The 15324-nt window shown below is 74.6% G+C and carries 9 protein-coding genes; 2 read left to right on the top strand and 7 right to left on the bottom strand.

What is annotated here, in order from left to right; translation table 11 throughout:
* Positions 1-1016 precede the first annotated feature (1016 nt).
* From hemW to lepA, 4 genes are all read right to left on the bottom strand, one after another.
* The gene (hemW, locus tag CXR04_RS25305) at positions 1017-2243 is read right to left on the bottom strand and encodes a radical SAM family heme chaperone HemW (protein ID WP_101424567.1); all 1227 of its coding nucleotides are present in this window, start codon (positions 2241-2243) and stop codon (positions 1017-1019) included.
* 133 nt (positions 2244-2376) lie between these two features.
* Positions 2377-4854: an ATP-binding SpoIIE family protein phosphatase gene (locus CXR04_RS25300; RefSeq protein ID WP_234380819.1), complete on the bottom strand. Its 2478-nt coding sequence runs from the start codon at positions 4852-4854 to the stop codon at positions 2377-2379.
* 539 nt (positions 4855-5393) lie between these two features.
* Positions 5394-7289 (bottom strand): AMP-dependent synthetase/ligase, encoded by a 1896-nt coding sequence (locus CXR04_RS25295; RefSeq protein ID WP_199850527.1) that lies wholly within the window; start codon positions 7287-7289, stop codon positions 5394-5396.
* A gap of 180 nt (positions 7290-7469) precedes the next feature.
* Positions 7470-9335, bottom strand: a complete 1866-nt coding sequence (lepA, locus tag CXR04_RS25290; RefSeq protein WP_101424565.1) for a translation elongation factor 4 — start codon at positions 9333-9335, stop codon at positions 7470-7472.
* 192 nt (positions 9336-9527) lie between these two features.
* Between lepA and rpsT the strand changes: the two genes are divergently transcribed.
* Complete coding sequence (gene rpsT, locus CXR04_RS25285) at positions 9528-9794, top strand: 30S ribosomal protein S20 (protein WP_101424564.1); 267 nt, start codon at positions 9528-9530, stop codon at positions 9792-9794.
* A 258-nt stretch (positions 9795-10052) separates the two neighbouring features.
* Here rpsT and holA read toward each other — a convergent pair whose 3' ends face one another.
* Positions 10053-11066, bottom strand: a complete 1014-nt coding sequence (gene holA / locus CXR04_RS25280; RefSeq protein WP_101424563.1) for a DNA polymerase III subunit delta — start codon at positions 11064-11066, stop codon at positions 10053-10055.
* Positions 11067-11125: 59 nt separating this feature from the next.
* On the opposite strand from holA, the gene CXR04_RS25275 reads away from it, so the two are divergent.
* Entirely contained in the window at positions 11126-11395 is a 270-nt protein-coding gene (locus tag CXR04_RS25275; protein ID WP_101424562.1) for a hypothetical protein, read from the top strand.
* 56 nt (positions 11396-11451) lie between these two features.
* Here the strand turns inward: CXR04_RS25275 and CXR04_RS25270 are convergent, their stop codons facing one another.
* Positions 11452-12336, bottom strand: coding sequence for a YceI family protein (locus CXR04_RS25270; RefSeq protein WP_101424561.1), 885 nt, complete (start codon positions 12334-12336; stop codon positions 11452-11454).
* Between the two features lie 163 nt (positions 12337-12499).
* Positions 12500-15214: a ComEC/Rec2 family competence protein gene (locus CXR04_RS25265; RefSeq protein ID WP_101424560.1), complete on the bottom strand. Its 2715-nt coding sequence runs from the start codon at positions 15212-15214 to the stop codon at positions 12500-12502.
* Positions 15215-15324 lie beyond the last annotated feature (110 nt).

Here is a 15324-nt window from a genome sequence, read left to right as displayed (position 1 = left end):
CGGGGCGCGTACCCCTACACCCCGATCCGCCATCCTGCCGCTCAGCGGAGAAATCGGACCGTAACTCGCGGTAACACCCCCGATTCACCCCGAACCGACCCCCGGAGGCCGACTTTTGCCCCACCGCACGCAGATACGCACCCGCAGGCTCGCCAAGCACCACCCCGGCCGCACCGAGTGCGCACTACCGACACGAACTCCGCGCAACACCCGGACCAAAACCGACCAGATCACCCGCCGGAGCAGAGTTTTGCCCAGTGACGTGCAACCCGAGGGGTACCGGCTGGCTAAGAGGGCCCGAGGGCCGACTGCCCCGGACGATCGCCGGTGAAGTCGGAGCCCGGTGCGCAGGCGAGCGGCCGGGAGCGCACGGCAGGGGCCCAATGCTCCGACCCCACGTCGCAGCAACCGCACGCGATCCCGCCCACCCCCGTTCCCGCGTCCCCACGACCCCGGCCACCAGGCGTATCCGTCCCCCCGGCACCGCCCGCCCGTTGCCGCCCCAGTGAGCCAGCGATGTCAGAGCACCCGCATACCCTTGGGTGGGTGTGAGGGGGTCATGGGTACGGGGAGCCGGGGCCCAGCCCGGGGCGGGTACGAGGCAGCTCCGTACGTCCTGCGCACAGCCCCCGCGGGGCCTGGGCCAGCCCCGTGCGAGCCGAGGCCGGCGCCGCTGGAGCCCGAGGAACAGCCCCCAGCGGGCCCGGGGCGGAGCCATCGGGGTCTCGGGCGCGGAACCGCAAGCGGATCCGGAGCGCAGCCCCGAGCGGTCCGGGAGACAGCCCTGCGGGAGTCCAGCCCGGGCCCGAGGCAGAGCCCCCAGCGAGCCTGAGGCACAGCCGCGCGGGGGCCCCTGCGGCAGCCCCGTCCGGGGATCCGGGCCACAGCCCCGAACGGTCCGGGGCGGGCTCTCCAGGGTCCGGGGCGCGGCCCCGAGCGGGTCCTGGGCGGCGCCCCGGCGGGGGCCGGGGGTGGAGCCCCCGGGTTCGGGGAGGGGAGGGGCGGGAACAGCCCCCTCAGTCCACCAAGTCCCGTACCACCCCGTCCGCCAGCAACCGCCCCCGCAGCGTCAGCACCAGCCGGCCCTCCTCCCACGGACCACCCTCCAGCAGCCCGTCCCCCACCGCCCGGGCCGCCGCCTCCGCTCCCGCCGGTCGCAGCAGCGACACCGGGCAGCCCGCCGACAGTCTCAGCTCCAGCAGGATCCGTTCCACCCTGCGGTCCTCCTCCGTCAGCACCTCCCGGCCCGCCGCCGGCGACCGGCCCGCCGCCAGGGCGGACGCGTACGGCCCCGGGTGCTTGACGTTCCACCACCGCACCCCGCCCACGTGGCTGTGCGCCCCCGGGCCCGCGCCCCACCAGTCCGCGCCCGTCCAGTACAGCTCGTTGTGCCGGCACCGGGCCCCCGCGCCGCCCGCGGCCTCCGCCCAGTTCGACACCTCGTACCACTCCATCCCCGCCGCCGACAGCGCCTCCTCCGCGATCAGGTACCTGTCCGCGTGCACGTCGTCGTCCGTCGGCGGCACCTCCCCCCGCCGGATCCGCCGCGCCAGTTGCGTGCCCTCCTCCACGATCAGCGCGTACGCCGACACATGGTCGGGACCCGCCCCCAGCGCCGCCGCCAGCGACGCCCGCCAGTCGTCGTCCGTCTCCCCCGGCGTGCCGTAGATCAGGTCCAGGTTCACGTGCGCGAACCCCGCCGCCCGCGCCTCCGCCACGCACGCCTCCGGGCGGCCCGGCGTGTGCGTACGGTCCAGCACCCGCAGCACGTGCTCCCGCGCGCTCTGCATGCCGAACGAGATCCGGTTGAACCCGGCCTCCCGCAGCTCCGCCAGATACGCCGGATCCACCGACTCCGGGTTGGCCTCCGTCGTCACCTCCGCGTCCGCCGCGAGGCCGAACTCCGAGCGGATCGCCGCCAGCATCCGCCCCAGGTCCGCCGCCGGCAGCAGCGTGGGCGTACCGCCGCCGAAGAACACCGTCTCGACCTCCCGCGGATCGTCGCCGAGCACCTTGCGGGCCAGGCGGACCTCCTCGGCGAAGGTGGCGGCGTAGTCGTCGCGCGAGGTACCGCGCAGTTCGGAGGCGGTGTACGTGTTGAAGTCGCAGTAGCCGCAGCGGGTGGCGCAGTACGGAACGTGGGCGTAGAAGCCGAGGGGGCGGCCGGCGGCCCCGGCCAGCGCCTCGGCGGGCAGGGTCCCGTCCTCGGGCGCGGGCTCGCCATCGGGCAGTACGGAGGGCATACGCCCCATTGTCCCCCGGCCGCCGGAAGGCCCGGACTCCCCGGCCCTCCGACCTCGGCTCAGCCCCGGCCCTGGGCCCGGCTCCAGCCCCGTCCGGTCTCCGGCTCCAGCCCTGTCCCGGGCCCAGCCCCCCTCAGTACCCGCCCTGCTCCGTCCCCCGCGCCTGCAGCACCATCATCGCCAGATCGTCCCGCGGCGGCACCGGCGCGAAGTCGTGCACCGCCGTCCTGATCCGCTCCGCCACCGCCGCCGCGCCCAGCCCCGTGCAGCACGACAGGGCCTCCGCCAGCCCGTCCCCGTCGTCGAACAGCCGGTCCCCGTACCGCCGCTCCGTCACGCCGTCCGTCACGCACAGCAGCGTGTCGCCGGGCTCCAGGTCGAACGACTGGCTGTAGTACTCAGCGTCGTCCAGCACCCCCAGCAGCAACTGCGCGTCCGCCGCCGCCCGCACCCCGCCGTCGCTGCGCAGGAGCAGCGGCAGCGGGTGGCCGGCGCTGGCCACGGTGCAGCGGACGCCGCCGCCTTCGTGCTCGTACGGCACCAGCTCCCCGTACAGCAGCGACAGGAACCGCGCCTGCTCCGGCGGCAGCCCGAACGCCGTGGCCGCCTCGACGGCCTCGAAGGCGTGCTCCACGAGCGTGCGGTTCAGGCCCCCGAGCACGTCGGCGACGCCGTAGCCCTCGCGCGCGAGCAGCCGCAGCACCGGGCGCGCGAGGCCCGTGACGACCGCCGCCTCCGGGCCCTGGCCGCAGACGTCGCCGAGGGCGAAGCACCAGCGGTCGCTGCCGCTGGGGAAGAGGTCGTAGAAGTCGCCGCCCGCGGCGGCGCCCTCGGCCGGCTCGTAGACGACGGCGGTGTCCATGGCCGGCATCTCCGCGATGCCGCTGGGCAGCAGGCCGCGCTGGAGCACCTCGCTGATGGTGACCTGGCGCGTGTACTGGCGGGCGGCGGAGACGGCGTGCGCGACGCGGCGCGCGAAGTCCGTGACGACGGCGACGACGTCGCCGCCGATCCGGGCGACGCCGGCGCGGCCGAAGAGCAGCGTGCCGACGCGGCGGCCGCCTGCGACCAGCGGGCAGGCCAGCGCGGGGCCGCCGAGCCCGTAGCCGGCGTCCCCGGGACCGCGGGCGACGCCGCCGCTGCCGCCGCCGGGCCACGAGACCGGTACGGGGCGGGCGTCGGGCGGCGGCAGCGGGCACTGCTCCAGGGCGCGGCGGAGGGGGGAGATCCGCTCCTCGGCGGCGTGCCAGACCTGCGCGAGGCGGGGCTCGGCGCCGTCGGCGCCTTCGAGCCAGACGGCGCTCCAGTCGGCGAGCCGGGGCACGAGGAGCTGGGTGGCCAGCGAGGCGACCATGTCCTCGTCGAACTGCCCGGCCAGCATGTCGGAGGTCTCGGCGAGGAACGAGAAGGCGCCGACGCCCGCCCAGGGGCCGCCGCCGCGCAGTTCGGGGTCGGTGGCGCTGCGCGGGGTGTGCGCGGTGGCCTGGCTGGGCAGGCGGAGCGCTGCGGTGTGGGCGGCGTGCGGGTCGGCGAGGTCGTCGTCGGCGAGGTCGTGCGCGCCGCGGACGGTGTCGCCGCCGGAGCCGTCCGCGTGGTGCGGTACGCCCCGGCCGTGGGCCGCGTCGTCGGGTACGGCGCTCGCGCCGTGCGCGCCCGCCTCGTCGTGCGCCGCGCCGGTCTCCCGGTCCGGTGCCGCGGCGTCGGGGTCGTCGTCGGCCGGCTCGCCCCCGACCTCGCGCAACGGGCCCATCCGGAACCAGACGGTCTTCTCGCTGCGCCGGTGCTCCACGCCCCAGGCGTCGGCGAGCGCGGCGACGAGTTGCAGGCCGTAGCCGTACGACTCCTCGGGCGCCGGCAGCGGCATCACCCGGGCCGCGTGCCCGTCGGTGACCTCCACCAGCAGCGTCGGCTCCGCGGCCGCGCCGCCGCCGTCCGCGCCGTCGCGCGCGAGACCGGCGGCGGTGGCGTCCTCGGTGACGAGCCGGCAGCGGACCCGTACCTCGGTGCCGGCGTGCACCACGGCGTTCGTGACCAGCTCGCTGGTCAGCAGCTCGGCGTCGTCGACCTCGGGCCCTGCGCGGCCGGCGAGCAGCTCGCGGACGAACCGGCGGGCCGCCTCGGCGGCGGGCATTCCGGCGGCGAGGGTCAGGGCGACGTCGGTCACGCCCTGCGGACCGGCGGCGGCGTCCGCCTCCGCCTCCGCATCCTCCGCGTCGCCGTCCCCGGGGCCGTCTGCGCTCCCGTGGCCGGATCCGCCCGAACCGCGCTTCGCGGAGCCCGCGATCCCGTCGGCTGCGCTCCCGTCCCCGGGGCCCTCCGCGCCGCTGCCCGCGGAGCCGTCCGCACCGGCGTCTGCGCCGTCTTCCCCCGAGCCGTCCCCGTCCCCGTCGTCCCCGTCGTCGTCCCCGTCGCCCCCGTCGTCCGCGGCGCCCCGGGCCGTGCGGTGCGCCCCTCGGGCTTCCCCGCCGGATGCCGGCACGTCGTCCGCACCGTCCGTTCCGTCCGCGTCGTCGGCACCTTCCGTGCCGCTCCCGCTTTCCCCGCCGGACCCGCCGGACCCGCCGGACCCGCCGTCCGGCTCCGCGGGCTCTCTTCGCACGACCGACACCACGGAGGTTCGACGTACGGCCTGCACTGCGAAGGTCGTCCCCACTGTCCTCTCCCGGCCCAATCCCGGCATACGGGCGTTCCCCACGTACCAGGGTGACAGACTGAGCTCGCCCAGATGCACCAAGTGACACAACTGGTGACCGGATATGGCCCATCCGACCCCCGCCGCACCACCCGGATTACCCCCTTCGGCCACCCCCGCCCGGCACTTCCCACGGGCCCCCCGCGACGCACGGCCGCAGCGGCCGTAACGGCGAAGACACAGCTCACCGCGGTGGACACGCGTGCGTACGAGACCTCCGCACCCCCGGGGACAGCCCTCTCACCACCCCGTCGCGGGTGCCGCGGTCACCGTCAACGGGATCGCGCGCGTCGCCCGTTCGAGGGGCGCGACCGGCGACGCACACGCCGCCCGCACACCCCTGACCGCCCTTCCCGTTCCCCGTGTACGACAAAAGACGCACCCCCGCGGACCGGCCGCAAGCGGCCACCGCCGCACGGCACTTCCGGCCCCGGGGGCGCGTCGGAAACGAGCCGGCCTCAGGCTTCCCTGGCGCCCTCGTACATGTCCTCGATCAGGTCCTTGTACTCCCGCTCCACCACCGGACGCTTCAGCTTCAGGCTCGGCGTCAGCTCCCCGTGCTCGACGTCGAGGTCCCGCGGCAGGATCCGGAACTTCCTGATCATCTGCCAGCGCTGCAACCGCTCGTTGAGCTGCTGCACGTACCCGTCGATCATCTCCCGCGCCTCCGGGGAGGCGACCAGCTCCGCGTACGGCCGGTCCGACAGGCCGTTCTCCTTCGCCCAGCCGGTGAGCGCCACCTCGTCCAGGGAGATCAGCGCGGTGCAGAAGTTGCGGTCGGCGCCGATGACGAGGATCGAGCCGACGTACGGGCAGACGGCCTTGAACTGGCCCTCGACCTCGCTCGGCGCGATGTACTTGCCGCCGGACGTCTTGATCAGGTCCTTCTTGCGGTCGGTGATGCGCAGGAAGCCGTCGTCGGACAGCTCGCCGATGTCGCCGGTGTGGAACCAGCCGTCGTCCTCCAGCACCTCGGCGCTCTTCTCCGGCAGGCCGTGGTAGCCCTGCATGATGCCGGGGCCGCGCAGCAGGATCTCGCCGTCGTCGGCGATCCGCACCTCGCAGCCGGGCAGCGGCTTGCCGACGGTGCCGGTGCGGTAGGTCTCCAGGCGGTTGCAGAAGCTGGCGGCGGCGGACTCGGTGAGGCCGTAGCCCTCCAGGATGGGGACGCCGGCGCCGTCGAAGAAGTAGCCGATCTCGGGGGCGAGGGCGGCGGATCCGGAGACCATGCCGCGCATCCGGCCGCCGAAGGCGGCGCGGAACTTGCCGTAGACCAGCTTGTCCGCGAGGGCGTGCTTGGTCCGCAGGCCGGCGGGCGCGGTGCGCTTGCCGGTGCGGCGGTGGTTGTCCTGGGTGACGCGCGCGTACTCGCGGGCGACCTCGGCGGCCCACAGGAAGATCTTGTACTTGGCGCCGCCGCCGGCCTTCGCCTTGGCGGCCACGCCGTTGTAGACCTTCTCGAAGATCCGCGGGACGCCGCACATCTGGGTGGGCCGGACGACCGGCAGGTTCTCGATGATCTTGTCGATCCGGCCGTCGACGGCCATCACGTGCCCGACCTTGATGTGCCCGGCGGTGAGCACCTTGCCGAAGACGTGCGCGAGCGGCAGCCACAGGTACTGGATGTCCTCGGGCATGACCAGCTCGATGCCCTCGATCGCGTAGCCCATGTACGACCACGAGTCGTGCGCCAGCCGCACGCCCTTGGGGCGGCCCGTGGTGCCGGAGGTGTAGATGAGGGTGGCGAGCTGGTCGGGGCGCAGGGCCTGGATGTGCTCCCGTACGGCCTCGGGGTGCTTCTCCAGATAGTCGGTGCCGCGCCGCTCCAGCTCGGCCAGGGAGAGCACCCAGCCGTCCGGGTCGCCCTCGGCGGCGACGGCGTCCGCGGCCTCGACCACGACGACGTGCGCCAGGTCGGGCAGCCCGGCCCGCATCTCGCGCGCCTTGGCGAGCTGGGCGGCGTCCTCCGCAACGAGCACGCGGCTGCCGGAGTCGGCGAGGATGTATGCGGTCTCCTCGGCGTTGGTGCTGGGGTAGACCGTGGTGTTGGCGCCGCCGGCGCAGAGGATGCCGAGGTCGGTGAGGATCCACTCCAGCCGGGTGTTGCAGGCGAGCGCGACCCGCTCCTCGGGCTGCAGGCCGAGGTCGAGCAGCCCGGCGGCGATCGCGAAGACCCGCTCGGCGGACTGCGCCCAGGTCAGCGACCGCCACTCGTCGCCCTCGCCGGCGGTGGCCGCGGGCACCGGGTACTGGAACGCCTCCCGGTCCGGGGTGGACTCGACGCGGTCAAGGAAGAGCGTGGCGACGGACGGCGGGCGGCTGTCCAGCTTCGTCTGGGTTTCGGTCTCGGTCACTGCATCCTCCGGCCCTGCTCTTCGCTGGTAACTGGCGAGTAACCAGCAGATTAGAGGGTGACATCGAGCGGCGTAAGGGTCTGCAAGGCGTCGGATAGGTCTCGAAGCCGGGCCGGGCGGGGGGTCCCGCGCCGGCCCGGTCCGTACGATTCCGCTTCCCGCCCCGGCGGGCGGCCGCCGCTACTTCTTCGCCTTGCCGTCCTCGTCCGACGACAGCACCGCGATGAACGCCTCCTGGGGCACCTCGACGTTGCCGACCATCTTCATCCGCTTCTTGCCCTCCTTCTGCTTCTCCAGCAGCTTCCGCTTACGGGAGATGTCACCGCCGTAGCACTTGGCGAGGACGTCCTTGCGGATGGCGCGGATGGTCTCGCGGGCGATGACGCGGGAGCCGATGGCCGCCTGCACGGGCACCTCGAACGCCTGCCGCGGGATCAGCTCCTTCAGCTTGGCGACGAGCCGGACGCCGTAGGCGTACGCCTTGTCCTTGTGCGTGATCGCGGAGAAGGCGTCGACCTGGTCGCCGTGCAGCAGGATGTCGACCTTGACGAGCTGGCTGCTCTGCTCGCCCGTGGGCTCGTAGTCGAGGGAGGCGTAGCCGCGGGTCTTCGACTTGAGCTGGTCGAAGAAGTCGAAGACGACCTCGGCGAGCGGCAGCGTGTAGCGGATCTCGACGCGCTCCTCGGAGAGGTAGTCCATGCCGAGGAGCGTGCCGCGGCGGTTCTGGCACAGCTCCATGACCGAGCCGATGTACTCGCTGGGGGTCAGGACCGTCGCCCGTACGACCGGCTCGTAGACCTCCTCGATCTTGCCGACCGGGAACTCGCTGGGGTTGGTGACGACGTGCTCGGTGCGGTCCTCCAGCACGACGCGGTAGATCACGTTGGGCGCGGTGGCGATCAGGTCGAGGTTGAACTCGCGCTCCAGCCGCTCCCTGATCACCTCCAGGTGCAGCAGGCCGAGGAAGCCGACACGGAAGCCGAAGCCGAGCGCCGCGGAGGTCTCCGGCTCGTAGACCAGCGCGGCGTCGTTGAGCTGGAGCTTGTCCAGCGCGTCGCGCAGCTCGGGATAGTCGGAGCCGTCGACCGGGTAGAGCCCGGAGAACACCATGGGCTTGGGGTCCTTGTAGCCGCCGAGCGGCTCGGTGGCGCCCTTGCTGAGCCGGGTGACGGTGTCGCCGACCTTGGACTGGCGGACGTCCTTGACGCCCGTGATCAGATAGCCGACCTCGCCGACGGAGAGGCCGTCGGCCGGGGTCATCTCGGGCGAGTTGGTACCGATCTCCAGCAGCTCGTGCTGGGCGCCGGTCGACATCATCTTGATCCGCTCGCGCTTGCCGAGCGTGCCGTCGACGACCTTCACGTACGTCACGACGCCGCGGTACGAGTCGTAGACCGAGTCGAAGATCATCGCGCGGGCGGGGGCGTCCTTGACCCCCACCGGCGGCGGCACCTGCCGGACCACCTCGTCGAGCAGCGCCTCGACGCCCTCCCCGGTCTTCGCCGAGACGCGCAGCACGTCGGCGGGGTCGCAGCCGATGAGCCCGGCCAGCTCGGCGGCGAACTTCTCCGGCTGCGCGGCGGGCAGGTCGATCTTGTTCAGCACCGGGATGATCGTGAGGTCGTTCTCCATCGCGAGATAGAGGTTCGCGAGGGTCTGCGCCTCGATGCCCTGCGCGGCGTCCACCAGCAGCACGCAGCCCTCGCAGGCGGCGAGCGAGCGGGAGACCTCGTACGTGAAGTCGACGTGCCCGGGGGTGTCGATCATGTTGAGGATGTGCGCCTCGCCGCTGCTCTCACCCTCCGAGGGCGACCACGGCATGCGTACGGCCTGGGACTTGATCGTGATGCCGCGCTCGCGCTCGATGTCCATACGGTCGAGGTACTGCTCGCGCATCTGGCGCTGGTCGACGACTCCGGTGATCTGGAGCATCCGGTCGGCCAGCGTCGACTTGCCGTGGTCGATGTGCGCGATGATGCAGAAATTGCGGATCAGCGCGGGCTCGGTACGGCTGGGCTGCGGCACGGTGGTTTCGGTCGCGGGCACCTAGGGGTCCTGTCGGGAGGGAGGGGCGTGTCTGCACTCGTCGCCCCCATGGTCCCATGCGCGCGGGGCCGGGAGCGGTTTGGGCGGCCGTCCTGGCTGCTGGTAGCCTGAGCCACTGTGCCTGGACCCGGTGAGGTCCGGCAGTTCAGGTCCCACAGGACGATCTTCGAACATCTCTCAAGAGGCAGCTACGTGGCGAACATCAAGTCCCAGATCAAGCGGATCAAGACCAACGAGAAGGCCCGGCTGCGCAACAAGGCCGTGAAGTCCGAACTGCGCACCGCGGTCCGCCGTACCCGTGAGGCCGTCGAGGCCGGGGACGCCGAGAAGGCCGTGGAGGCGCAGCGCGCCGCCGCCCGCAAGCTGGACAAGGCGGTCAGCAAGGGCGTCATCCACCGCAACCAGGCGGCGAACAAGAAGGCCGCCCTGGCCAAGCGCGTCCAGGCCCTCCAGGTCTGACCCCGGTCCCCGAAGGGGCCCACCCCCGGCCGACAGTCGCGAGCCCTCTCACTCCGCTCCGGCCGGGCACCGAGAACATCACGCCGCACGCGGCCTGCGTTCGCCACGCGGGTGCGGCGCACAGCATCCCCGCAAGGCCCCGTCCCGGCCCCTCCCCAGGGCCCCGACGGGGCCTTGCGCATGGGCGTTGGCCCCGGCCATGCGGCGGGCCGGCCGCCGCAGTCGTTCCTGGTGGCCCCCGGACCAGGGGTGCCTGGGTCAGCGGGGGCGGGCGGCTGTGCTGATGGTTACTACGGCTCTTTCCAGGGCGTAGGCCGGGTCGTCCGAGCCGCCCTTGACGTCCGCGTCCGCCTGGGCCACCGCGCGGAGTGCCGTCGCCACGCCGTCCGCGGTCCAGCCGCGCATCTGCTGGCGGACGCGGTCCACTTTCCACGGCGGCATGCCCAGCTCGCGGGCCAGGTCGGCGGGGCGCATGCCGCGGGGGGCGGAGGCGAGGCGGCCGATGGAGCGGACGCCCTGGGCGAGGGCGCTGGTGAGCAGGACCGGAGCCACGCCCGTGCTCAGCGCCCAGCGGAGGGCCTCCAGGGCCTCGGCCGTACGGCCCTCGACGGCCCGGTCGGCCACCTCGAAGCCGGAGGTCTCGGCCCGGCCCGTGTAGTAGCGCGCGACGACCGCGTCGTCGATCGTGCCCTCCACGTCGGCCGCGAGCTGCGCGCACGCGCTGGCCATCTCCCGCAGGTCGGAGCCGATCGCGTCGACCAGCGCCTGGCAGGCCGACGGCGTCGCGGTGCGGCCGGCGGCCCGGAACTCGGCCTTCACGAACGCCAGCCGGTCCGCGGGGCGGGTCACCTTCGCGCAGTCGACCTCCCGGGCGCCGGCCTTGCGCGCCGCGTCCAGCAGGCCCTTGCCCTTGGCGCCGCCGGCGTGCGCCAGCACCAGGGTGATCTCGGCGGCGGGGGCGGCCACGTACGACTTGACGTCCTTCACCGCGTCGGCGGCGAGGTCCTGCGCGCCCCGTACGACCACGACCTTGCGCTCGGCGAAGAGCGACGGGCTGGTCAGCTCGGCGAGCGTGCCGGGCTGGAGGGCGTCGTGGGTCAGCTCGCGCACGTCGGTGTCGGGGTCGGCGGCGCGGGCGGCGGCCACGACCTCCTGCACGGCGCGGTCGACCAGCAGGTCCTCCTGGCCCACGGCGAGCGTGACGGGGGTGAGCGGGTCGCCGCTGGCGCTGCCGCCCTTGCTGGTCCTGGGGTTCCGCGTCGTCGCTGCCATCGCCGTACAGCATCCCACGCCGGTACGACACCGCCCGCGGCCACGGGCACAATGGCGGCGTGAGCGACCTGACCTACGTACTCGTGCTGCCCGACCGCGACGCCGCGGAGGAGGTGGCCGAGCTGGCCGTGGAGCGCTTCGGCCTGGCCGGGGAGCCGCACCTGATCCGCGACGCCCTGGCCGGCGAGGACGACGCGGAGGACGCGCAGTGGCTGGTCGTCGTCGAGGACGCGCCGGAGGCGGTGGCGGCGGGGCTGGAGGACCTGGCCGAGTCGTACGACGGGTGGCTGGAGGGCTCCGCGACCGTGCCGGACGACCCGGCCGGCTGACCGGCCGGGCCCGCCGCGCGGCCCCGTAGCGTCAGCTCGCGGGGCACCCCGCGGCGTCAGCTCGCGGCCACCACCTGGATGTCCAGTTCGATCTGGATGCTGGAGCCCACGACTGCGATGCCGCGGGCGAGCATGTGCTGCCAGTTGAGCGTGAAGTCCTCGCGGTGCAGTTCGACGGTCGCCCGGCAGGCGGCGCGCAGTTCGCCCTCCATGCCGTAACCGGTGCCGAGGTAGCGGGTGTCGAGCGTGACGGTGCGGCTGACACCGTGGATGGACAGGGCGCCGGTGACGGCCCAGCGGGCGCCGCCGCGGTGGAGGAAGCGGTCGCTGGCGAACTCGATCGCCGGGTAGCGCTGGACGTCGAGGAAGTCCGGGGAGCGCAGGTGGTCGTCGCGCATCCTGATGTTGGTGTCGATGCTGGCCGCCTCGATGGCGACGCGCATGGCCGAGTCCTCCATGCGCTGGCCGACGCGCAGGGCGCCGTTGAAGGCGTTGAACCGGCCGCGTACGCGCGCCATGCCGATGTGCTGCGCGACGAACGCGATGGTGGTGTGCGCCGGGTCGACCTCCCAGTCGCCGGGCGGCGGGAGCTGCGGCAGCGGGGAGGGGCCGAGGGCGAGGTCGCCGAGGGAGTTGTGGGCGCCTTCCGCGACTTCGGCCTCGCCGCGGTACGGGGTGAAGCCCTCGGCGTTGATCGAGAGCCGGTAGCTGCCGGCCGGGACGGCGACGACGAAGGTGCCGAACGGATCGCTCTCGCCGCTGACGACCTTGCGCCCGGCGGCGTCGGCGAGCACGACCTCCGCCTGCGGCAGCGGCTGTTCGACGGGGTCGAGCACGCGGCAGCTCAGCACCCCCGCGTGTGCAGGGACCCGCACGCCGACCAGGCCGGCGCCGCGCCGGTTTGCCGTGGCCGGGGATCTGCGCCGGAGACGACCGATCATGAAGCATCCACCCCCGTGGAATTTCAGTGGCTCGGGCATTCATTCGAGCACTGGTACTGCTTTCTATGCAAACCGGGGGTCTACCGCCGGGTTGTGACAACTGGGGCGGGCTTGGGTCAAGTGCCGGAGTTCACCGGTCCGTTTGGATCCGTTGCCGGCGCGGCTATCTGCCGCCCAGGGTGGCGGCGGGGGTGCGGTCCTCTGCCTCTCCTTCCGCGGTGAGGGCGAGGGGGCCGTGCAGGTCGGTGCGCAGCACCGCGGCTCCCTGGGCGCGCAGGGCGGCGACGGTGCGGGGCGAGGGGTGGCCGTAGGGATTGCCGGCGCCCGCGCTGACGAGGGCGAAGCGGGGCCTGAGGCGCCGTAGCAGTTCGTGGTCCTGGTACGCGGAGCCGTGATGCGGGACCTTCAGGGCGTCGAGGCGGGGCAGTTGGGGGACGGCGGCGAGCAAGGCGCGCTGGGCGGGCGGCTCCAGGTCCCCTGGCAGGAGCACGGTGAGGCCGGCCGTCTCCACGAGGAGGGTGACGCTCGCGTCGTTCGGCTCGGCCGGGGGCGGTGCGCCGGCCGCCGGCCACACCACCTGCCACGACAGCCCGCCCACCCGGCGCCGCTCCCCCGGGCGCGCGCGGACCACCGGCACGCCCGCGGCGGCCGCCGTACGGCGCACGGCGGCCGCCTGGCCCGCGGGTTCGTCCAGGCCGCCGACCTGGATGGCGCCCACGGCACGGCCGCGCAGCACACCGGCCAGACCGGCGACGTGGTCGTCGTGGAAGTGGGTGAGGACGACGAGCGGGACGCGGTGGACGCCGAGGTCGCGCAGGCAGCGGTCGACCAGCGCGGGGTCGGGTCCGGTGTCCACGACGACCGCCTCCCCGTCGCCCGCGGCCAGCGCGAGCGCGTCGCCCTGGCCGACGTCACACGCCACGAGGCGCCAGCCGGCGGGCGGCCAGCCGGTGAGGACCCGGGTCAGGGGTACGGGGCGGAGCACGGCGAGCAGCACGAGAAGGGCGCAGGCGACGCAGAGCCACCGGCGGCGGGCCAGGCGGCGCAGGCCGAGCAGAAGGGGAGGGGTCACGGCGGCCAGGGCCAGCCCGCCGTACCAGCCGCCGGGCCAGCCGTACGTGGCGCCGGGCAGCGCCGCCCCGGTCCTGGCGACGGCGGCGATCCACTCCGCCGCCCAGCCCGCGGGCGTCGCCAGCAACTCCGCCACGGGCATCGCCGGCAGGGCGGCGGCGAGCGCCGCGAACCCCAGGACGGTGGCGGGCGCGACGGCGAACTCGGCGAGCAGGTTGCACGGGATCGCGACCAGGCTGACCCGCGCCGCGAGCACGGCGACGACGGGCGCGCACACCGCCTGCGCGGCCCCGGCCGCCGCCAGCGCCTCGGCGAGCCGCGGCGGCACCCGGCGGGCGCGCAGCGCCGCGCTCCAGCGGGGCGCGAGGGTGAGCAGGGCGGCGGTGGCCAGGACGGAGAGGAGGAAGCCGTATTCGCGGGCCAGCCACGGGTCGTAGAGGACGAGCAGCAGGACGGCGGCGGCGAGGGCGGGCAGCAGGGAGCGGCGCCGGCCGGTGCCGAGGGCGACCAGGGTGAGGAGCCCGCAGACGGCCGCCCGCAGGACGCTGGGCTCGGGGCGGCAGACGACGACGAAGCCGAGGGTGAGGAGCCCGCCGAGGAGCGCGGTCGCGCGCAGCGGAATGCCGAGCCGCGGGGCGAGCCCGCGGCGCTCGGCGCGGGCGGCGAGGTGGGGCGGGCCGATGAGGAGGGCGAGCAGGATCGTGAAGTTGGCTCCGCTGACGGCAAGAAGGTGAGTGAGGTCGGTGGCGTGGAAGGCGTCCTGGAGTTCGGCGGGGATACGGGAGGTGTCGCCGACGACGAGCCCGGGCAGCAGCGCGCGGGCGTCTGCGGTGAGCCCGTCGGTGGCCTCGCGCAGCCCGCCCCGCAGAGCGCCCGCGGCGCGCTGCATCCCGCTGGGCAGGCCCACGACGTCCGGCGGCCCGTCCCCGACGACCCGCAGCACGGCCCCCACGGCCCGGCCGCCCCCGGAGTCCGGCGAAACCCGCGCGTCGACGCGCACCCGGGTCGAGGGCAACAGCCCCAACCAGGCTTGCCGTGCGGCGGCGTCGCGGGGCTGCACGAGGACCAGTACGGGTGTGCGCACGCGGGCGGTCTGTGGGGCGGTGGCGGGTTGGGTGGGAGCCAGGCCGGCGGCTTGACGGGTTGCGTCGACGGGCGGGGTGGCGAGGGGTGCGGGCGCCAAGCCGGCGAGGGTCGGCGGTGGGCCGGCGGCTCCGGGGGTTGCACTGACGGCCGGAGTGACGGGTGGGGTTGGCGTCGGATCGGTGGAGGCGGTCGGCTCCGGAGCGGCGGCTCGCGGTACGGGAAGGGCGGTCGGCGGGGTGGTGGCGGTCTGTGGCACGGGGCTCTTCGGCGACGCTTGGGGCGTGTCCGTGGGGCGGGTGGTCACGTGGCGGGCTTCGGCTCTGATGAGTACGGCGGCGGGGGTGGCGGCCGGGCCGCGGACCTGCGGCCGGGTCAGCCGGGGGTCGGAGGTCACCTCCATCTCGACGGTGGCCTGCCCGTACCGTTCGGCGACCGCCGGCAGCGGTCCTCGGTGGAGGTCGGCGCCGTGCAACGCCGCAACCCCCGCACCCGCGGCACCGCACAGCAGCGCCGCCGCCCCGGCCACCAGCACCCGCGACCGCGCGGCGGCGGCCGGGCGGACGGTGGCCGGGCGGTGCCCCGGCCGCGCCCCGCGCCACCTCCCGCGGAGGCGGGCGGCGGCAAGCAGCACCAGCGCGGCGGCCGTTGCCAGTCCGCACGCCACCGGCACCGCCGCGCCCTCCCGGCCCAGCGCCAGCGCTGCCGCCACCCAGGCGGCCAACGCGGGTGGCACCAGCCGCAGATCGCCAGGACCCTCCGCCGCGGGGGACGGGGCCGCCGCGCAGTCCGCCCGTAGCGTGCCCGGCAACCGGCCCCGGGGTACCGGGGGTC

Origin of the sequence: Streptomyces sp. CMB-StM0423, from assembly GCF_002847285.1 — a bacterium.
Taxonomy (GTDB): domain Bacteria; phylum Actinomycetota; class Actinomycetes; order Streptomycetales; family Streptomycetaceae; genus Streptomyces.
Note: the sequence above shows the minus strand (reverse complement) of the source record. Positions and strands in the feature narration are given on the sequence as shown.